Annotated in this window: 15 protein-coding genes; 11 read left to right on the forward strand and 4 right to left on the reverse strand. The window is 69.7% G+C overall.

What is annotated here, in order from left to right:
• On the reverse strand, positions 1-477 hold a 477-nt coding region (locus ISU10_RS17520; RefSeq protein ID WP_194697718.1), incomplete at its 3' end, for a hypothetical protein.
• A 216-nt stretch (positions 478-693) separates the two neighbouring features.
• Here ISU10_RS17520 and ISU10_RS17525 point away from each other — a divergent pair.
• From ISU10_RS17525 to ISU10_RS17540, 4 genes are all read left to right on the forward strand, one after another.
• A complete protein-coding gene (locus ISU10_RS17525) occupies positions 694-4,074 on the forward strand; it encodes an ATP-binding protein (protein WP_194697719.1) in 3,381 nt (1,126 codons plus the stop codon).
• A 442-nt stretch (positions 4,075-4,516) separates the two neighbouring features.
• The gene (locus ISU10_RS17530) at positions 4,517-6,697 is read left to right on the forward strand and encodes an MMPL family transporter (RefSeq protein ID WP_194697720.1); all 2,181 of its coding nucleotides are present in this window, start codon (positions 4,517-4,519) and stop codon (positions 6,695-6,697) included.
• A gap of 141 nt (positions 6,698-6,838) precedes the next feature.
• A complete protein-coding gene (locus ISU10_RS17535) occupies positions 6,839-7,966 on the forward strand; it encodes a DUF2157 domain-containing protein (RefSeq protein ID WP_194697721.1) in 1,128 nt (375 codons plus the stop codon).
• 74 nt (positions 7,967-8,040) lie between these two features.
• Positions 8,041-8,211 (forward strand): hypothetical protein, encoded by a 171-nt coding sequence (locus ISU10_RS17540; RefSeq protein WP_194697722.1) that lies wholly within the window; start codon positions 8,041-8,043, stop codon positions 8,209-8,211.
• A 13-nt stretch (positions 8,212-8,224) separates the two neighbouring features.
• On the opposite strand, the gene ISU10_RS17545 is transcribed toward ISU10_RS17540, so the two are convergent.
• The gene (locus ISU10_RS17545) at positions 8,225-8,836 is read right to left on the reverse strand and encodes a hypothetical protein (RefSeq protein ID WP_194697723.1); all 612 of its coding nucleotides are present in this window, start codon (positions 8,834-8,836) and stop codon (positions 8,225-8,227) included.
• On the opposite strand from ISU10_RS17545, the gene ISU10_RS17550 reads away from it, so the two are divergent.
• From ISU10_RS17550 to ISU10_RS17570, 5 genes are all read left to right on the forward strand, one after another.
• Positions 8,826-8,990 (forward strand): hypothetical protein, encoded by a 165-nt coding sequence (locus ISU10_RS17550; protein WP_194697724.1) that lies wholly within the window; start codon positions 8,826-8,828, stop codon positions 8,988-8,990. The genes ISU10_RS17545 and ISU10_RS17550 overlap by 11 nt on opposite strands.
• Before the next feature lie 43 nt (positions 8,991-9,033).
• Entirely contained in the window at positions 9,034-9,642 is a 609-nt protein-coding gene (locus tag ISU10_RS17555) for a sulfite oxidase-like oxidoreductase (RefSeq protein WP_194697725.1), read from the forward strand.
• Positions 9,643-9,645: 3 nt separating this feature from the next.
• Positions 9,646-10,356, forward strand: coding sequence for an FAD-binding oxidoreductase (locus tag ISU10_RS17560; protein ID WP_194697726.1), 711 nt, complete (start codon positions 9,646-9,648; stop codon positions 10,354-10,356).
• A 68-nt stretch (positions 10,357-10,424) separates the two neighbouring features.
• Positions 10,425-11,321, forward strand: a complete 897-nt coding sequence (locus tag ISU10_RS17565) for an LLM class flavin-dependent oxidoreductase (RefSeq protein ID WP_194697727.1) — start codon at positions 10,425-10,427, stop codon at positions 11,319-11,321.
• Between the two features lie 39 nt (positions 11,322-11,360).
• The gene (locus tag ISU10_RS17570; RefSeq protein WP_194697728.1) at positions 11,361-11,693 is read left to right on the forward strand and encodes a TfoX/Sxy family protein; all 333 of its coding nucleotides are present in this window, start codon (positions 11,361-11,363) and stop codon (positions 11,691-11,693) included.
• A 124-nt stretch (positions 11,694-11,817) separates the two neighbouring features.
• On the opposite strand, the gene ISU10_RS17575 is transcribed toward ISU10_RS17570, so the two are convergent.
• Together ISU10_RS17575 and ISU10_RS17580 are read right to left on the reverse strand one after the other, a co-directional pair.
• The gene (locus ISU10_RS17575) at positions 11,818-13,662 is read right to left on the reverse strand and encodes a metallophosphoesterase (protein WP_194697729.1); all 1,845 of its coding nucleotides are present in this window, start codon (positions 13,660-13,662) and stop codon (positions 11,818-11,820) included.
• Entirely contained in the window at positions 13,659-16,184 is a 2,526-nt protein-coding gene (locus ISU10_RS17580) for an FAD-dependent oxidoreductase (RefSeq protein WP_194697730.1), read from the reverse strand. Before ISU10_RS17580 ends, ISU10_RS17575 begins: the two co-directional genes overlap by 4 nt.
• Positions 16,185-16,441: 257 nt before the next feature.
• Between ISU10_RS17580 and ISU10_RS17585 the strand changes: the two genes are divergently transcribed.
• Both ISU10_RS17585 and ISU10_RS17590 read left to right on the forward strand, forming a co-directional pair.
• Complete coding sequence (locus tag ISU10_RS17585; RefSeq protein WP_194697731.1) at positions 16,442-18,112, forward strand: hypothetical protein; 1,671 nt, start codon at positions 16,442-16,444, stop codon at positions 18,110-18,112.
• A gap of 32 nt (positions 18,113-18,144) precedes the next feature.
• A complete protein-coding gene (locus ISU10_RS17590) occupies positions 18,145-19,569 on the forward strand; it encodes a hypothetical protein (protein ID WP_194697732.1) in 1,425 nt (474 codons plus the stop codon).
• The last annotated feature ends 10 nt before the right edge of the window (positions 19,570-19,579 follow it).

Here is a 19,579-nt window from a genome sequence, read left to right on the forward strand (position 1 = left end):
GATGGTGCCGATCGTGGCGAACGCGTAGCCGTAGAGGAGCAGGCCGCGCAGGGTGTTGCCCATGAACAGCGTCTGGCGGAGCCCGGCCAGCGCCTGGCCCTCCTCGGATGCCTTCTGCTCGTCCGACAGCGCGATGAACTCGCCGCTGACCTCCTCGTAGGTGCGTCCATCACCGGCCGCGTTCATGTGGGCCAGGATGTAGTGGTCGGCGAAGGCCTTGGCCTCCGGGCCGGTGTCGAGCTTGCTGCCGGCGTACTGCTTGAGCACGGCGGCGTCGGCCTCGGGGACGCTCTTGAGCGCGTCGCCCTCGGGCATGGTGATGTCCTGCATGACCAGCTGGTCGTGAACCTGGTCAGCCACGAACGTGTTGGCCCACGTCAGCAGGCCACCTGCAGCGATAAGGACCGCGATCAGAGCGATTCCGGTCCACGAGATGAGCTTGTCGAACGCCGAGCGCATGATGTCGTGTCTCCTCATACCAGGCGGCGGACCTTGTGTCGCCGCTTCTGGTGAAGACGCTAAGAATCCGGGGACTTCGGGCTCAGAGGCCGAAGACCGCAGCAACATGGGCCATTGGTCCTGGGCTGTGAAGGACCATCGGCGCGAGAGCGGTGGCTGACGGGTTCCAGGCAACCCTGGCCCGAAGCGGAAGGTTGCCGAGCGACCGGCCAGCTCCTGACATAGATTGCCGCCGTGCGGGTGGGGGTGTTCGGTGCGGCGCGCATCGCGCGAGACGTACCCGAGGGGCAAGAGCCGACGTGGCAGGAGGTCGGCGCGCGCAAGCCGCGGTCGGTGCTGGCGGCCCTGGCGATGTACGCCGGTCGGCCGGTCAGTGCGGACGTGCTCGCCGACCTCGTCTGGGCCGGTGAGCCGCCGCGCGCCGCGCATGGCGCTCTGCATGCCTACATCTCCGGTGTCCGCAAGGCGCTCGACCCCGAGCGCACGTCGCGGTCGGTCGACTCGGTGCTGGCGACGACCGACCACGGGTATGTCCTGAGGGTCGAGCCCGGCGAGGTCGACGTGCACCGGTTCGTGCGGGACGTACGCCGCATCGAACGGTTGCTGGCCCCGCTGACGACCCAGCTGACGACGGGTGACCGCGCAAGCTGGCCGGGCCGCGGCGCCGTGACGGCTGCGCTCGACGAGCTGGACGGCGCGTTGGCGGCATGGACCGGCGCGCCCTACGCCGACCTGCTCGAGCACCCCGACGTGGTGGCCGAGCGGGCTGCGCTGGAGCAGGTGCGGACGGCGGCCGAGCAAGGCCGCTCGCTCGGGTTGCTGGCGCTCGGTGAGGCGGCCAGCGTGCTCGCGACGACCGAGACGCGGGTCGCGTCCCACCAGCTGCAGGAGCGGTGGTGGGCGCTGCATGCGCTGGCGCTGACGAGGGTCGGGCGGCAGGCCGACGCGCTCGACGCGCTGCGGGAGGTACGAGAGCTGCTGTCGGACGAGCTGGGGCTCGATCCGGGGCCGGAGCTGAGGGACCTGGAGCAGGCGATCCTGCGTCAGGAGACGTGGTTGGTGGCGCCGCTGGAACCAGCCGAGGGGCCGGTCACCGGGTTTCGAGACGGTCGCAAAGCGACCTCCTCAACCAGCGAGGCGCTGGGCGTCGGGAGGGTGCCAGAACGGGCCAGGCTCAATGAGGTCCTGGACTCCCCAGCAGGATCGGCACTGCTGGTCGGGGAGCCGGGCATCGGCAAGACCTGGCTGACGACGCAGCTCGCGGACGAGGCGGCTACGCGGGGGTTCGTGGTGGCCAAGGGGGCCTGCTCCCAAGACGACGGCGCTCCGCCGCTCTGGCCGTGGCTGGGCGTGCTGCACACGCTCCAGCCGGGCCACGACCTGGGCCGCCTGACCGAGCCGAAGACCGACGAGAGCGCCGCAAGCCAGGCGTTCCAGACCTCCGACCGCATCGCGAAGGCACTGCTCGAGGTCGCACGAGCCCAGCCAGTGTTGGTGATTCTCGATGACCTGCACTGGGCCGACGACGCGACGCTGCGAACGCTTCGCCATGTGCTCGCCACGACGCCGGCGGACTCGCGACTGGCGATCGTGGCCACTCGGCGTACGCATCCGGAGCCGACGGGGGCCCTGGCCGAGGTCGGCGAGGCCTTCGCCAGACGGCACGCGATCCGGATCGACCTCGACGGGCTCGACGGGGAGGAGGCCCGGGCACTGGTCCGCACGGTGGCCCGAGCAGCCGTGAGCGACGAGACGGTGGACGGCTGGCACCAGCGGGCCGCCGGCAACCCGTTCTTCCTGGTCGAGCTGGCCCGGCTCGACGAGGAGGACCCCACCCAGGTGCCCGCCACGGTCCGCGACGTCGTGACCCGACGACTGGCCACCCTGGATGACCGCGCCCTCGACACCCTGCGCATGGCGGCAGTCGCCGGCCGACGTTTCCAAGCGCTCACGGTTGCCGGGGCGGCTGCGCACGAGCTCGACGACGTGCTCGACGACCTCGAGACGGCCCGGGCGGCCGGGCTGGTCAACGAGGAGGGCGACGGCGACTACGCGTTCGCGCACGCACTCACCCGCGACTCCGTCTACCAGTCGGTGCCCTCGACGCGGCGGGCGCGGATGCACGCCCAGGTCGCGAACACCGTCGAGAGCGACGCCGCCGTGCGCCGTCTGCTCGCCGCCGACGAGGTGACCGCCGAGCTGGCACGGCACTGGCTGGCGGCCGGTCCCAGCCACGTCGACAGGGCCTGGCGGGCCGCGCGCGCCGCAGCCGACCAGGCCCGCAAGGTGTCGGCGTGGCAGGAAGCACTCGAGCTGCGACAAGCTGCCGTCTCGTCGTTGAGGCGCAGCGCCGACCACGAAGAGGCCGCCTTGTTCGAGCTGCTGCTGGAGGTCGCGCACGACGCGGCCTACGGAGCGCGCTGGACCGACGTCGAGTCGGCCTGCATGGAGGCCATCACCATCGGGCGGATGCTGGGCTCACCGTCCAAGGTCGCCGAGGCGGCCGCTGCCATGGCGGCGTACTGCGTCTGGCAGCCGCACGCGCCCGAGGTGGTCTTCGAGGACGTCATCGACGATCTGCGTTGGGCCCTCGCGCACGACGACGTCGAGGACGGCGACCTCGCCACCCGCTGCCGACTGCAGCTCGCACTGGCGATCGAGCTGTACTACGTGCCCGGCACCGAGGCCGAGCGGCAGGCGCTGATGGACACCGGCATGGCCCTGGCTCATCGAGCCGGTGACCCGAGCCTGCTGTGGTGGGCATCGCGTGCCGCCTGGATGGCCGCCTGGACGCCACAGCTGCTCGAGCAGCGCATCGCCTGGATCAACGAGGGCCTCGCGGCCGCTCGCGAGGTGGGCGACGAGGCTGCCCAGGCGGTGCTGCTCACCTCGCTGGCCGTCGACTCGCTCGAGGCAGGCCGTCGCGAGGACTGGCTCGCAGCCAGCGGAGAGGCGATGCGGCTGGCCGACAAGCACCGACTGCCCTACGTGCACCTCGGGCTGCACTGGATGCTGATGTGCCTGGCCAGCCTGAGCGGTGACGCAGGAGCCGTCGCTCGTCACCATCGGAGCCTCTCGGAGACCGCACCCCAGGTCGCCGTACCGATGCAGCACGTGCACGCCCCGGCGGCGGCGATGTTCGCCTCGCTCTGGGACCCCGAGGCCCTAGCGGCGATGGCCGACGAGACGCTGTCGGCGCTGCGCGACCACTACGGCACCGCGACGACCACCCACCTGCTGCTCTCGCGTACGGGTCGTCCGGACGACGTACGCCGGCTGCTCGACCAAAGCCCGATGCCCGACGAGCCGCTGACGTACTGGTCCTCGCTCAGCGACTGGGCCGACGAGGCCGAGGCCGCAGCGGTCTCTGGCCACATCTCCCTGGCCACCCAGGCCGTCGAGGTGCTCCGGCCGTACGGCGGGCGCATCGGCGTCGCCGGCATCAGCGCGGTCCACGGACCCCTCGACGGCTACCTCTCCCTCGCCCTCGCCGCTATCGGCCTGCCCGACGAGGCCGCCGAGCGCGCCGACGCCGCCCTCGCCCAGGCCACGGAGTGGGGCTTCACGGCGTACGTCGAGTGGTTGATGGCACAGCGCAAGCGAATGGCCTTCTAGTCCTTGCCTTGGTTGAGGAGGGCGCGCACGCCAGTTCGCTGGTTGAGGAGGGCGCGCACGCCAGTTCGCTGGTTGAGGAGGGCGCGCTAGCGCCCGTCTCGAAACCACGCAGTTGAGGAGGGCCTGGTTTCGAGACGGTTGCTGCGCAACCTCCTCAACCAACAACGACCCCCCGCTGGTTGAGGAGGGCCTGGTTTCGAGACGGTTGCTGCGCAACCTCCTCAACCAACAACAACCCCCCGCCGGTTGAGGAGGGCCTGGTTTCGAGACGGTTGCTGCGCAACCTCCTCAACCAACAACGACCCCCCGCTGGTTGAGCAGGGCCTGGTTTCGAGACGGTTGCTGCGCAACCTCTTCAACCAGCGAAGCACAAGTCACACACAAGTGCGGCTCAAGCCGAGCGCGCGACGGTCTCCTCACCAAACTTCGAAGGAGACCCGAGATGAACCGCACCTTGGACCGGCTCGGCCGGTTCGCCGCTACGCACCCGTGGCGCGCCTTTGCCGTCTGGATCGTGATCGCCGTCGCCGTCTTCGGCGTCGCGGGCGCGGTCGGTGGCCAGACCCAGGAGGACTGGGACGTTCCCGCTGCCCCCGCGCAGCACGGCATCGACCTCCTCCGCGAACACCTCCCCCAGTCGGGCAACACCTCGGCGCAGGTCGTCGTCCACGATGACGGACCGCTCGCCGCATCCGAGCTGACCGCACTGACCGACCGCCTCTCGGCACTCGACCACGTCATCGCCGTCAGCCAGCCGCGGATGTCGGCGGACGGCGACACCGCACTGCTGACCGTGCAGTACGACGTACCGGTCACCCACCGCGACGTCTACGGGCACGCGGAGCCGCTCGAGCAGGCCATCGAGCCGACTCGAGACGCCGGCGTGCAGGTGGTCCTCGGCGGCGAGTTGCCAAGCACCGCCGGCAGCGCGATGAAGGGCACCGGCGAGATCATCGGCATCGTCGTCGCGCTGCTCATCCTGCTGCTGATGTTCCGCTCGGTCGTGGCCGCCGGTCTGCCCATCGTCGTGGCCGTCTCCGGTCTGGCCATCGGCACTGCCGGGATCACGATCCTGTGCGGAGTGATGTCGGTGAGCCCCTTCGCCCCGACGGTCGCCACGATGGTCGGGCTGGGTGTCGGCATCGACTACGCCCTGCTGATGCTGGCCCGCGCGCTGGAGTACCGACGGGCCGGCTACTCCGTCGTCGACGCTGCGGCCGCCGCCAACGTGACCGCCGGACGCTCCGTCGTACTCGCCGGCACCACCGTGCTGGTCTCGTTGCTGGGCCTGCGACTGTCGGGGCTGGCGACCTTCGGCGCGTTCGGGTTCGCCACGGCGATCACCGTCGTCGCCGTGATGGTGACGGCGCTGCTGCTGGTGCCGGCCATCTTCCGGCTGACGGCTCGCTGGATCGAGCCGCGGGCCGTACGTCGGGCACGCCGATCGTCGGTCGAGCCGGGCGAATCCCTGGGCGAGCCCGGGTCGAGACGCGACGAGCGACAGGGCAGCCGTTGGGCCGAGCGTGTTGCGCGCAAGCCCTTGCCCTGGCTGATCGGGGCCGCAACGGTGATGGTGCTGCTGGCAGCGCCGGTGCTGGACATGCGTACTTGGCCGGGCAGCGGTGGTGACGAGGTCCCGGGCTCGGCGCTTCGGCAGTCCTACGACCTGATCGCCGACGAGTACGGGCCGGGCGCCAACACGCCGTACCTGTTCGTCGCCGAGCGTGACGTCGTCAGCGGCCGCCAGGTCGACCAGCTGATCGCGAAGCTCGCGGCCCGTGACGACCTGGTCAACGTGAGCCCGGCGGTGGTCTCCCCTGACGGCGAGATCGCCCTGGTGACCGCCGAGTCGGTGCTGCGCGACAACGACGAGCGGGTGGCCGCCCAGATCGCCGACCTGCGGGCCGAGCTTCCGGACGGCGTGGACCTCGCGGGCTCCTCGGTGATGTTCAGCGACATCGTCGACATCCTGGCCGAGCGCATCTGGCTGGTGATCGGCTTCGTGGTGGGCATCTCGGTGCTGCTGCTGATGGTGATGTTCCGCTCGGTGGTCATCCCGCTCAAGGCGGCCGCGATGAACCTGCTGTCGGTGCTGGCGGCCTACGGCGTGCTCACCGCGGTGTTCCAGTGGGGCTGGGGCCTTCAGCTCCTCGGCCTCGACCACGCGCTGCCTGTGTCGAGCTGGCTGCCGATCTTGATGTTCGCGATCCTGTTCGGGCTCTCGATGGACTACGAGGTGTTCCTGCTCTCGCGGATCCGCGAGGACTACGTGCGCACCGGCGACGCCCGTGGCAGCGTGGCCCGCGGTCTGTCCTCGACCAGCCGGGTGATCACCTCGGCGGCACTCATCATGGTCGCGGTCTTCCTCGGTTTCGTCACCGAGGAGGGGGTGGTGATCAAGATGATCGGGTTCGGGATGGCCGTCGCCATCTTCCTCGACGCCACGCTGGTCCGGATGGTCCTGGTGCCGGCCACCATGAGCCTGCTGGGCGAGCGCAACTGGTGGCTGCCTGCGTGGCTCGACCGGGTCCTGCCGAAGCTCCAGGTGGAGGCTCCCGAGCCTGCTCCGGTCGTCGCGCCGGCCGGGGTCGTCGGCGGTCGGGAGCTCGAGCCGGTCGGCTGAGGCTTGCGATTCCGTGGCGGCGGTCGCGATCTGCGCCCGCCGCCACCGCACTGGTCCAGCGTGAATCGGGTCTTCGGGCCCTACCTGAGCTCGACCGTCCGCGGCAGTGTGGAAGGTGGGAGAACTGTTGAGGAGTCCGACATGACCACCTTCTTGGACCACGCGAAACGTAGTGCACCCCGGCCCGTGCCGCTGGCGACACTGGTCGAGGGCTGGCTGGCAGACGGCGTCATCTCCCCGGAGCAGGCCCGGCAGATGACGGCGCAGGGCCCACCGCTTGTGGAGCCACCTGTCGCAGCCCATCGTGTCGCCACGAGGCCGCCTGTCGAACCCCCGGAGCGCCACCCCGCGTCCACCTTGGCCGTGGAGGCGCTCGGCTACCTCGGTGGCGTAGTGGTCCTGGTGAGCTCGATCCTGATCATGAACCTCTACTGGCAAGACCTCTCCGACCTCACCCGCGCCCTGGTGCTGGGTGGCGCGAGCCTCGCGCTGCTCGCGGCCGGGCTCGCGACTCCGGCCCGCCTGGGTGATGTGGGCATCCGGCTGCGCTCGGTGCTGTGGGTGAGCGCGACGGCTGCGTTCGGGGTCTTCGCGATCCTGCTGACCCAGAACGTGCTCGACATCGAGGAGGAGCACAGCGCGGTGCTCACCACCGCTGCCACGGCGGCCGTCGCCGCTGGCCTGTGGTTCCTGCATCGGCACCTGCTCCAGCAGATGGTGACGGTGCTGGCGCTGATGCTGACGGCCGGTGCCTCGATCCACGACATGTTCCCCGCACACGACTCCCTACCAGGTGTCGGCGTCTGGGCCGTGGCGACCGTGTGGCTGCTGCTCGGGTGGGCGGCCGTGGTGCAACCCCGGTGGGCGGTAGTCCCGATCGCCGCCTTCGGGGTGGTCATCGGATCGCTGATGACGCTTCCGGCCGATGCCGGCTTCGTCCTCGCCATCGGCAGCGTGAGCCTCGTGGTCACCCTCGCGGTGCTGACCGCCGACCTACCGCTCCTGGCGGTCGGTGCCTTCGGCACCCTCAACGTGCTGCCTGCTGCGGTGAACGAGTGGTTCCCCGACAGCGACGCGGTGCCCTTCGCGCTGCTGGGCGTCGGCCTGCTCCTCGTCCTGCTGGCGGTGTGGACCGCGCGGCGGCGCAGCGTGCAGCCGCACGAGCCGCGCCGCGACTGGGGTCACCTGCCGGTGGACGTGGCACTGGTGTGCACGGGCGCGGTGCTCCTGGCCGCCACTGCGATGGTCCTCGTCGTGGGCCTGGGCTGAGTCGCCTCGAAGGACCCTGGTGGTCGGGACCATCGACCCTGTCGGCGACCAGCGTCTGGACGGACCCTCGAGTCATGGCCCACAGCCACTCCCCTCACCTCCACCAGCCGCCGCCGTTCGCGGAGCACGCACACCTCGCCGCTCGGATCCTGGCGACCCTGCTGGTGCTGGTCGCGGCCGGCGTGGCACTCGGTGGCGCTACGGGCTGGCTGCTGAGCCAGGTGGCGCTCTGGCTGCTCGGTTGAGGCTCTCGGACCGCTACTGCTGCACCGTCGCGTCGTAGACCCGGTCGCAGAACCTCAGCAGCGGCACGGGGTCGACGTCGGGCGGCGTGCCGGTCTCGCCGCCGCCGGGCTGGGTCGAGGCGTCACAGTGCAGGGAGGTGCCGTCAGCAGCAGTCACGACGTAGTGCTGCTCGCCCGGCTTCGAGGCGGCGTAGGTCCATCCCGAGGGCGCCTGCTCACTGGTCAGGCCGCCGCCCAGCAGGCCGGTGATCGCTGACGCGCTGCGCTCGTCCTCGGCCAGCGTGAAGGTCTCGAAGTGGACGTCCATCCAGCAGTAGCTCCCGTGCAGCTCCACCTGCGCGGGGACGTAGAACTTGCATGGGTCGCCGGTGCCCATCACGTCGACCGGATGACCGAGATAGGACTCGGCGTCCCCGACGTACGGATCGCACGAGCCGGGCTCGACGACCGTCGTCGGGCCGTCACCGCCGTCCGCTGCGCTGGTCGAGGCGCTGGTCGAGGCGCTGGTCGTGGTGCTGGTCGTTGCGTTCGGGCCACCACCGCAGCCGGAGAGGAGCAGCAGGGATACAGGGATCGCTACCGCCACCAGCTGCGGCAGCGCTCTTGGCGCCGCCGTGGGCGGCACGCTCGTCGAGCTCCACGCAGCGGCCGCCCTGGGGCTGGCCGGCGCAGCGGGTCTTGCCACCGTGGCGGCGGCGAGCTACGAGACGCGGCGCGTGACCGGGCGCGCTCCCTCGACCTCCGCGCCTCGGGTCGAGGGTCTGGAGCTGGTGGCCTAGTTCCGCCAGCTCGTCCTGGTCCGGGGCTCGCTAGGGTCGACCCGTGCCCGTGACACGAGGGTTCTTCCGCAAGCGGCCAGATGGTCCTGAGGGGCGGCTCCCGCCCGGCCAGTACGACACCGGGTCGGGCTGGCCCGTGCTCACCGCCGAGGCCACCCCGCGCCTCGACGTGGACGCCTGGACGATGACCGTCGACGGCCTGGTCGACAACCCGACGACCTGGGACTGGCGCCAGATCCACGCCCTGCCGGGGTCGACGTACTTCGGCGACATCCACTGCGTGACCACCTGGTCGAAGTTCGACACGACCTTCACCGGAGTCAGCGTCGACGAGCTGTTGAACGTGGCCGTGCCGCAGGACGACGCCACGTTCGTGATGGCGCACTCGACCACCGGTTACACCACGAACCTGCCGATCCAGGACCTCACCGGCGGCAAGGCGTGGATCGTCTGGGAGTACGACGGCCGGCCGCTGCCGCGCGAGCACGGCGGCCCGGTGCGCCTGCTGGTGCCGCACCTGTACTTCTGGAAGTCGGCGAAGTGGATCACCCGCCTCGAGCTGATGGCCCACGACCGGCAGGGCTTCTGGGAGCGCAACGGCTACCACGACCGCGGCGACCCGTGGCGCGAGCAGCGCTACCAAGGGGACTGAGCGATGAGCATTGAGGACGTCGCGCCACGCACCACGGCCTGGACGATCGGCCGCATCATCGAGAAGCAGCTGCCGACACCCACGACCGTGCGACTGCGCATGCACGTCGAGGATCGCCAGCGCCACTGGCCCGGCCAGCACTACCTGGTCCGGCTGCGCGCACCCGACGACTACGTGGCGCAGCGCTCCTACTCGGTGGCCTCCGACTCCGAAGACCCGCTCGTGGAGTTCCTCGTCGAGAAGCTGCCGGGCGGTGAGGTCTCAGAGTTCCTCGCCGACGTGGCCGAGGTGGGCGACGTGCTGGAGCTGCGCGGGCCGATCGGGCGGTGGTTCAGCTGGGACGTCCGCACGCCCGCCCTGTGCCTGGTCGGCGGCACCGGCGTCGTACCTGCGGTCGCCATGACCCGCGCCGCGCGCCGGGCCGGCCGGCCCGAACTGTTGCGGGTGCTGGCCGTGGCCCGCAGCCGCGAGGAGCTGCCCTACGCCGACGAGCTCGCGCGCGCCGGTGCGTCGCTGGCGCTGACCCGCGTCGCCCTCGACGGCCGGCCGCCCGGACCCCCGACGGCCTCGGAGGTTGCCCCGCTGCTGGCCGGCGTCGAGATCGCCTTCGTGTGCGGGTCATCCCGGTTCGCCCAGCTGGGCGAGGCACTGCTGATGGAGTCCGGCTTCCCGGTGGAGAAGATCCGCGTCGAGCAGTTCGGCGCGACCGGGTGACGCGAGTCGAAGCACGGGTTGAGGTCTCGAAGCTCGCAGGTCCGCACCTCAACCAGCATGCTTGCTGCATGAGTCGTCCGTGCAAGATCGGTGTCCAGCTGCCCGAGGTCGAGCGGTACGTCCCGTGGCCGGAGTACGTCGAGCTGGCGCGCCTGGTCGAAGCTACGACCTACGACTCGGTCTGGGTGGGCGACCACCTGCTGTACGACCTGCCCGACGGGTCGACGCGCGGGCCGTGGGAGGCGTGGACCACGCTGGCGGCGATCGCCCAAGCCACCGAGCGTGTCGAGATCGGTCCGCTCGTGGCCTCGACGAGCTTCCACGCCCCTGCGATGCTCGCCAAGCAGGCGGCGACGGTGGATGCGATCTCGGGCGGGCGGCTGATCGTGGGGCTCGGAGCCGGCTGGAACAAGCGCGAGTACGACGCGTTCGGGTTCGCCTACGACCGGCGGGTGTCCCGCTTCGAGGAGGCCTTGGCGATCATCGTGCCGCTGCTGCGCGAAGGGCACGTCGACTTCCACGGGCAGTACTACGACGTCGACGACAGCGTGCTGGACCCCCGCCCGGAGCGCCCGGGCGGCCCGCCGATCATGCTGGGGTCCAACAGCCCACGGATGCTGGGCATCGGCCTGCCGGTCGTCGACTCGTGGAACGTCTGGTGGTCCATCTACGACAACTCCGTCGAGCGGTTCGCCGAGGTCAAGGCCGAGGTCGATGCGGTGATGCCGCCCGGACGCTCGGTCGAGGCCACCGCCGCGGTCCTCGTCACGCTCCCCTCGGGCGACGGCCGGCTGATGGGCTCGCAGTACGACGCCAGGGTCGCGAGGGTCACTCCCGACAACCTCGCCGACCACGTGCGCGCGCTGGCCGCTGTCGGCGCGACTCACCTCCAGCTGGTGCTCGACCCCATCACCGCCGAGTCGATCGAGGTCGTCGGCGAGGTACTGGCCGAACTCGACCGGTAGTCCCCGCGCAATGTCGGCGGCTCGGTCCAGGATGGGGGCATGGCGTACGACGAGGACCTGGCCGAGCGCATCCGGGCAGAGGTGGCCGGTGAGCCGGGTGTCACCGAGATGAAGATGTTCGGCGGGCTCGCGTTCCTGATCGGTGGCCACCTGGCGGTGGCTGCGAGCGGGCAGGGCGGGCTGATGCTGCGCTGCGACCCCGAGGAGACCGAGGCACTGCTGGCCGAGCCGGGGGCCGAGGAGTTCGAGATGCGCGGCAAGACCATGCAGGGCTGGCTGCGGGTCGCTGCCGAGACCGTCGAGGACGACGAGGTCCTGCGGGACTGGGTCGAGCGCGGCACGGTCTACGCCCGGTCGTTGCCGCCGAAGTGACCAGGCCCCCTGGTTTCGAGACAGGCGCTAGCGCGCCTTCCTCAACCAGCGGGAGGACGGGTTGATCGCTGGTTTGAGGTGCGAGCTAGCGCGCCTTCCTCAACCAGCGGGAGGGTGCGGCCGATCAGGTGCGTGGCGTCGGCAGCACCCTGAACGGCTGCTCGATCAGGCGAGGCGTCGGCACCGGCTCGGCAGGCACGGGGATCTTGGTGAACCGGCCGCTGGAGGTGAGCACCATCTTGTCGCTGATCTCGTAGTCGCGGACGAGCTTCTCGGTGACGATCGGGTAGATCGTCAGGCTGCCGTCGGGATCGAGCCTGAGGCGCAGGAACCCCTTGCCCTCCTCGATGGCCTGGCCCATCATCGCCCAGGCGGTGAGCCCCTTGCTCATGTAGACGACGATCCAGATGCCGAGGAAGAACGCGCCGATCACGCCACCGATGACCGACACCGCCACGATCACGATGAAGAACGTCAGCCAGGCCGCCAGCGGTCCGAACGTGTCGGCAGGGAGCAGTCCGAACCCGACGAAGCACGCGCAGCCGGTCACCAGCTGGCTCGAGGCCAGCACCATCGCCTTGACCGACAGCAGGGGTGGTCGACCTCGGAGCTTGGGCAGCAGGCAGATCACGAACGCCAGGAGTACGACGGCCAGCAACCCGCCGATGAAGCGCAGCAGCGTGGGAGGCCGCGCCGAGATGTAGGCGTCGATGATGCGGCCGTTGTTCTTGGCCTGGATGCCCTGCCAGAAGATCAGCAGCAGGAACAAGAAGATCAGGAAGTGGGTCAGTGCGAACACCGTGAACACCCCGGGGTTGCGCCGCACGAGCCACTCGGGCCGCCACGGGAGGGCGAGCCGGTTCACCCAGGCGCGCGACTGCTCCATGCTCGGGTAGGTCACTGGCTGCTGCACGAAGGCGACCTCGTCGTCGCCCTCACGCCAGTTGCGCGACTCGGCCGGCAGCAGCTGGAGCTCCTCGGCGAGCTCGTGGGTCGTGTCGAGGTAGGCACCACCCAGACCGCAGGTCACCATCTGACGGGCGACGTCGGGCGCCTCTCCGGGCTGGAGCTTCTCGGCGAAGCGCATGTAGTGGTGCTTGTCCCCGCTCAGCCACAGCCGAACCTGAGCCCCGGTGGGCTCCGGGTCGAGGCCGCCGGGGACCTTCCGGGAGGTGACGAAGTTGCGCTCGAACCACTCCAGGCCGTTGAAGGCGTCGGGCTCCCCCGACGACGACTTCAGCCACGCCGGCGTCGCGGCGCAGACGATGACGCTGTCGCCCGGCTGGAGGTTCGCGGTCAGGGTCGATTCGAAGTACCTCAGCTGCGGGTCGTCGAAGTAGGAGTCCAGCTGGCTGTCGAGGCCGACCAGCCACCAGCGGTGAGGCAGCTGCACCGTGAAGTAGCTGCGCTTCTGTTCGGTGCGCCAGCCCCCGATCATCCGGTCCTGGGTGAACAGGCGCAGGAACGCCGTCAGCCCGTCGTACCAGTCGTGGTTGCCCGGCAGCGCCAGCATCAACGGTTGCGGCGTCGCCCACGGCATCGCAGCGCGGTAGGGACCGACGGTGCGGTCCTCGTAGGCCTTGGTGTTGGCCCGGGGATAGACCTCGTCACCACCCAGCACCAGCATCCTGCCGCGCGGCAGCAGCTCGCCGAGTCCCTCGACGCTCAGCTCGTCTTGAGCCAGCAGGGCAGCAACGGTGTAGGTCGCCTCGAAGCCGTCGCCGACATCGGCGGTGTAGTCGAACCAGAGGGGCTCTCCCTCGGCGAGCTCCTCGCCGTGCGCGGGGATGGTGATCAGGTTGCTGTCGAAGACCTTCTGCAGCTCGCGCTTGTCGGCGTAGCTGCCGAAGATCTGCGACAGCGTCTGTGCGCCCAGGGTGCGCAGCTCGCTCGGCGCCAGCCAGCGGCAGGCGTCTTGGGGCATGAAGTTCAGCTCGACGAAGTGCTCGGCCAGCTCGTCGCGCTTCACGGGGCGCCCCTCTCGTCGGACTCGTCGTCGCGGTCCCGGAAGAACCGCCCGTAGACGTCCCACAGCTGTCCGAGGAAGAGCCGACCGAAGCCCTCCATCGCCCCCACCCGGCTGTCGCCCCACGTGCGGAACGTCGTCAGCTGCCTCATGAAGTCGGGGATGTGGATGGTGATCACGCCGGCCGCAAGCACGGGAGCGTCGTCGTCCGACCCCGGCGCCGGGGGTTCGTGGTGGCCCTCGAGGATCTTCACGTAGAGCGTCGAGGTGTCGCGCCAGACGTCGAGCCCCGCCTCGTCACGGACCTCCTTGACGCCCACGAACGTCATCGGGTTGCCGCCCGGACCGCGCAGCCACAGGCGGTAGCGCATCTGTCGCTGGTCGACGTCGTCGTCCTCGACGAACAGGTTGAACCAGCCACGCTCGACGTCGAGACGCCCGCCGAGCAGATCGGATTCGACGTACCCGGTCGCGGATCCCTCGTGTCCGGGCTCGGCCACGAACCGGTCGACGTCGTCGACCGAGATCGTGAGCTCGAACATCAAGCGGTCCTTGGACTTCCTGCCCTGGTCGTGCCCGGTCTGCGGATCGTCGACACCGAGCGCGACGAACCCCTTCATCTGCTCGGTGAACAGCAGCCCGCTGGCAGTTCCCGTTGGTTGAGGAGGTTGCGCAGCAACCGCTGGTTGAGGAGGTTGCGCAGCAACCGCTGGTTGAGGAGGTTGCGCAGCAACCGTCTCGAAACCATCGGTACTGTCACTGCCTCCATCACCGGGTTTCGAGACAGGCGCTAGCGCGCCTTCCTCAACCAGCGAGCGCGGATTCGAGACAGGCGCTAGCGCGCCTTCCTCAACCTTCGACAGCAGGTGCGTGCACGCGCGGTCCGCCACCGCCGCGATCGTCAGCGACGGGTTGGCGCCGACAGGGCCGGGCAGCAGCGCGCCGTCCATCACGTAGAGACCGGGATATCCGTACACCTCGCCGTAGGGGTCGCAGACGCCCTCACCCTCGTGGCGGCCCATGGGAGAGCCGCCGAGCGGGTGCACGGTGATGACGCGCTTGGCCCACCAGATCGGGTTGTCGTAGTAGGTGCCGCCGAGCTGCCCGGCGATGGCGCGCATGGTGCCGCGCACGCCGTCGAAGTAGTCGAGCGAGGTCTCGGTCGTCCAGTCGATCTCGAGACGGCCGCCGCTGAGCCGCATCACTCCGTCGGGGATGTCGCGACCCATGCCGAGCAGCGGCAGCGAGGTGGCGGTGAGGGTGCCGGGACCGATCATCTCGGCGATGTCGGCGCCGACGGTGGAGTCTGCGGTGTTGGTCAGGTCCTCGACCGCGCGCCGGTAGCCGAACTGGAACGCGCGGGCCAGGGTGCCCAGGCCCTTGCCGCTCTCGGCGAGCCACGCCGCGAAGGCAGGGTAGCCGGCGTCCTCGATGTAGTGGCCCCGCCCGGCGGCACCATCACCATCGGCTTCGTCTGCCAACCGGATCGCCGTCGTGATCACCGGGCCGGTGTTGGCACCGAGATCTCGGCCCAGCCCATCGCGCGAGGCGTCCATGACGAAGCCGAGCAGGTCGCCGTTGCCGGTGAACCTCGTGCCGAGCGCGCCGCTGATCCCCGGAAAGGCGCTGCGGTTGCGCAGCAGCAGGTAGTTGGTGCCGAAGGTGCCCGCTGCCAGCACCAGTCGCCGAGTGCGGATGGTGCGCACCGGCAGGTCGGTCGCGGGTTCGCCGTCGGCGCCGGTGTGCACGACGTACGTCACCTCGTAGCCGCCGCCCTCGAGCGGGCGGAAGCCCTTGACCTCGTGCCGCACCCGGATGTCGGCACCGGCGTGCTTGGCCGCGGACAGGTAGGTGTGGTCGAGGGAGTTCTTCGCGCCGTTGTTGCACCCCACGTCGCACTCGCCGACCAGGCTGCAGGTGGTGCGCGGGACGCCGTGGATGTTGCCGTACGCCGGGAGCGGGATCTCTCCTTGCCGCACGGGGTCCTCGCCGGGCCGGCGGGAGAACGCCACCGCCAACGGGGGCCGCTGCAACGACAGCCCCGCGCCGGCCGCTGCCTCCTCCATGGCCATCGTCTTGGGCGTGTCCTGGTAGGGGTACGGCGAGACGCCGATCATCGACTCGACCGCGTCGTAGTGGGGGTCGAGGTCGGCCCGGGAGATCGGCCAGTGCTCGTAGCCGCCGTGTGGCAGCGGCTGCTCGTGCACGAACCACTTCTCGTCCTTGCGCAGCAGCACGTTGGCGTAGATGAGCGAGCCACCGCCCAGGCCGCTGGAGACCAGGCCGTCGATGCCGTCGAAGCTCCAGACCTGGAAGAGCCCGTGGCGACCCTCGCCCGGCTCCCAGAAGCTCTTCGCCGTCTCGCTCGGCGTGCGCGCGAAGCTGCCCGGCGGGTAGGCCCGCCCGCGCTCCAGGACGACGACCGAGCGACCTGCCTCGGCCAGGCGGTAGGCAGCGACCGAGCCGCCGAAGCCCGAGCCCACGACGACGACGTCGACCGACTCGGTCGAGGCTGTTTCGGGCATGGTGTGGGGCCCCCCGATTGATGGTGTTCGACGATCTGACTTCGGTCAGCGACGCTACCGGAGTCCACTGGCCGGTGACCATCAAACGCCTCGGTGACTCGCGTGTTAACGGTCCGTTCGGGCCATTGCCAAATCAGTCCGCGTGGGCATGCTCCCGCCCGCCATACGCGGGGGTTAGTCTGCGCGATGGAACACGTCTGACAGGTGGCCGGCCCAAGGATCGAGGCGGCCTCAGACGGCCGAGAGTGTGGGTGACCATGGGCGGCTCCGGGGTGCAGTTCACCGAGACGATGCGGGGCTTCGCATCCACCTCGGCCCTCGAGGACTACTCCGAAGGATTCGAGCGCGGCCGGGCCGACGACTCTCCGCTGGAGTTCACCGTCACCGTCAAGGCCGACGACGTCGACCGGCTCGTCGACGAGCGCGAGCACGAGGCGGAGCTCACCGGCACGGTAACGGCTCCCGCCCTGTCCCCCACGCCCATGAGAGTCGAGGGCGGGCGCTTCAACCTGCTGGTCCGCGATGCCGAGCACGCCGGCGAGCGTCAGATGGTCTACTCGATGCCGATGGTGGCCGACGACGGACGGCACTACTTCCTCGAGGGCTACAAGCAGATCGCGAACGACGACGGGCTGGACCTCTGGAAGGACACCACGACCCTCTACGTCACCGTGCACGAGGGTGACCAGAGCGGGCCGGTCGCAGCCAAGGGGATCGTCACCATCCACCTGGCCGACTTCGCCAAGCAGCTGACCACGATGAAGGGCATCGGGGGCGGCCCTCTCGACAAGCTGGGCGCCCTGGCCAAGTTCGGCCGGATGTTCGCCGGCTCGCTCAACGAGACCTTCGGCGGTGTCTTCGCCCGGCCGAGCGACTTCAACCCCGACGCTCCCCCGCGCGAGCACCGGGCGCTGCGCCTGCCACCGGCCGAGGTGCGCTTCTTCCGCACCGACGACGACGTCGAGCTGCGGCTCACGCGCTTCGACGGTGGTGGCAAGGGCCCGGTGATCCTCAGCCCGGGGTTCGGCACGTCGGCCCAGGCCTACCTGCTCGACACCACCGACACCAGCTACCCGGAGTACCTCGTCGAACACGGCTACGACACCTGGATCCTCGACTACCGCGCTAGTCCCGCGCTCGAGTCGGGGTCGACACAGTTCACCCTTGACGACATCGCGGCCTACGACTACCCCGCCGCCGTCGCCCAGGTGCGTGAGGTCACCGGAGCCGAGTCCGTGCAGGTGATGGCTCACTGCATCGGTTCGCTGACGTTCTTGATGGCACTGGCACTCGGGCTCGAGGGAGTGCGCCACGGCATCGCGTCGCAGGTCACCTTCCACCCGCGTGCCGGCGCGCTCAACGAGCTGCGTTCGGGCATCTACGCCGGCGACGCGATCCAGGCGCTGGGCATCGACACCCTCACCACCGACCGCGACGACCTCTCGTGGGGCGAGAGGCTGTACGAGCGGGCACTGCAGGTCTATCCGTCCGGTGACGAGCCGTGCGGGTTGCCGTTCTGCCGGCGGGTGATGTTCATGTACGGCGAGGTCTACGACCACGACCGCCTCAACGACGCCACCCACGAGCACCTGCACGAGGTGTTCGGCGTGGCGAACATGACGACGTTCCGCCAGATCACCCGCATCCTGCGCGAGGGTCACGCCGTGACGGCCGACGGTCGAGATGCCTACCTGCCGGCTACCGACAACCTGCGGCTGCCGATCTCGTTCCTGCACGGGGAGAACAACCGGCTGTTCAAGCCGGAGGGCAGCCTGTTGACCTACGACTACCTGCGCGAGGCCAACGGGCCCGACCTCTACACCCGCACGGTCATCCCGGACTACTCGCACATGGACCTGTTCATCGGCAAGGACGCCGCGCGCGACGTCTACCCCGTCATCACAGCCGAGCTCGACCGCTTCAACTAACCCCGCCACTGCGACACCACCTTGGGAGCACGATGACGCACCCGTCCATGGAGGACCTGTTCTCCTACCCGCTCATGTCAGCCCTGACCGAGCGCCGTACCCGTCGTGTCCCGCGCGGCTTCTCGATCAACGCCGGACCGCTCACGCACGAGAGCCACAACGACCCCTCGCCGCTCACGCCGCTCGAGGAAGCCATCCTGGTCACCTGCATCACCGGGATCACCGGGGTCACCACGCATGACGGACCGCTCACCAAGCCCGACGGCAGTCCCGAGCTCGGCACGCCGTTCCTCAACGTCCTCGCGCGCACCGGCAGCAGCGCCGACAACTGCCAGGCGACGCACTTCTTCATGATCAACGACGACGGCATCTTCCTGCTGCGCCACCCGACCGGCGCCGCTGCCCTCGAGGCGCTGAAGGCCCGGCCGCGCAAGTGGTCGGAGTGGACCGACGACGACTGGCTCAGCTACGCCGAGCAGTGCAAGGTGCGCATCTCCGACAAGCGGCTCAGCTTCCCGCGGGAGTGGCCCTACTACCTCGGCTGGAACGCCCAGGCCTCCAACGTCCCCGGCACCACGCTCTTCTACCCCGTGGTCGACTGCACCTGGCAGTACATCAACGCGTTGCTGATCATCGCCAACGAGCCCGACGGCAAGCGCTCGATCTTCGTCGACGACTGGCGGCCCTTCAAGCCGAAGGGTCCCGTCGAGTGGGTGGCCAAGCTAGCCGGGGCCGTCGGCCTGGCGGAGAAGGTGCCGTACCAGCCGATCGGCGGCCTGAAGTACGTGCGCAACAAGTTCGTCACCAAGGACAACGTGGTCCCGCTCGGGTTCGGGCACACGCTGCGCACCGACTACGAGGCGTTCTTCTACTTCCAGAACCTGATGCTGCTCGGCCAGGCGATGGGCCTCGGCGGCTGGATCCACGGCGCCGTGTTCACGCCGTACATCTGGCAGAAGGAGCCCGCCAAGGACTGGCACGGCCTCGGGTTCCGGATGGAGGAGGCCAAGGTCCTCAAGCCCTGGGCACCGGTCCCGGCATCGCAGGCCAACCCCGTCGGCATCGACGGGGTGCTCGAAGGTCTGACACCGCCGTACGTGAAGTCGATGGACGAGGCCGTCGACAAGGTGATGGACATGAAGTACAGCGCCTCGGGCTCGGCCTACGGCAACTCCGAGGTCTGGTCGAGCCCCTACCGCAACAAGGCGGACGCGCAGGCCTACGTCGACAAGGGCACCCGGATCGGTCCGAAGCAGGTCCAGTTCGTCAAGGACGCCTGCAACTACATCTACGAGACCTACGGCCGGTTCCCTGCCCACGTCGACGCGTTCTACGCCTCCGGCATGTGGCTGCAGTTCTCCCACCTCGAGATGGAGTACTACGACCGCTTCTTCGACCCGTCCCTGTACACCCGCCAGGCCGCCCACGACGGCCTGTGGCATCCCCCGACCGGCTGAGCCAGGGATG

The organism is Nocardioides agariphilus (genome assembly GCF_015352445.1).
In the GTDB taxonomy this organism is placed as follows: Bacteria; Actinomycetota; Actinomycetes; order Propionibacteriales; family Nocardioidaceae; genus Nocardioides; species Nocardioides agariphilus.

What these genes read in the sequence shown, in the direction of transcription:
- ISU10_RS17530 (WP_194697720.1), top strand. Translation starts at nt 4,517, where the DNA reads ATGAACCGCACCTTGGACCGGCTCGGCCGGTTCGCCGCTACGCACCCG.
- ISU10_RS17535 (WP_194697721.1), top strand. Translation starts at nt 6,839, where the DNA reads ATGACCACCTTCTTGGACCACGCGAAACGTAGTGCACCCCGGCCCGTG.
- ISU10_RS17540 (WP_194697722.1), top strand. Translation starts at nt 8,041, where the DNA reads ATGGCCCACAGCCACTCCCCTCACCTCCACCAGCCGCCGCCGTTCGCG.
- ISU10_RS17560 (WP_194697726.1), top strand. Translation starts at nt 9,646, where the DNA reads ATGAGCATTGAGGACGTCGCGCCACGCACCACGGCCTGGACGATCGGC.
- ISU10_RS17565 (WP_194697727.1), top strand. Translation starts at nt 10,425, where the DNA reads ATGAGTCGTCCGTGCAAGATCGGTGTCCAGCTGCCCGAGGTCGAGCGG.
- ISU10_RS17570 (WP_194697728.1), top strand. Translation starts at nt 11,361, where the DNA reads ATGGCGTACGACGAGGACCTGGCCGAGCGCATCCGGGCAGAGGTGGCC.
- ISU10_RS17580 (WP_194697730.1), bottom strand. Translation starts at nt 16,184, where the DNA reads ATGCCCGAAACAGCCTCGACCGAGTCGGTCGACGTCGTCGTCGTGGGC.
- ISU10_RS17585 (WP_194697731.1), top strand. Translation starts at nt 16,442, where the DNA reads ATGGGCGGCTCCGGGGTGCAGTTCACCGAGACGATGCGGGGCTTCGCA.
- ISU10_RS17590 (WP_194697732.1), top strand. Translation starts at nt 18,145, where the DNA reads ATGACGCACCCGTCCATGGAGGACCTGTTCTCCTACCCGCTCATGTCA.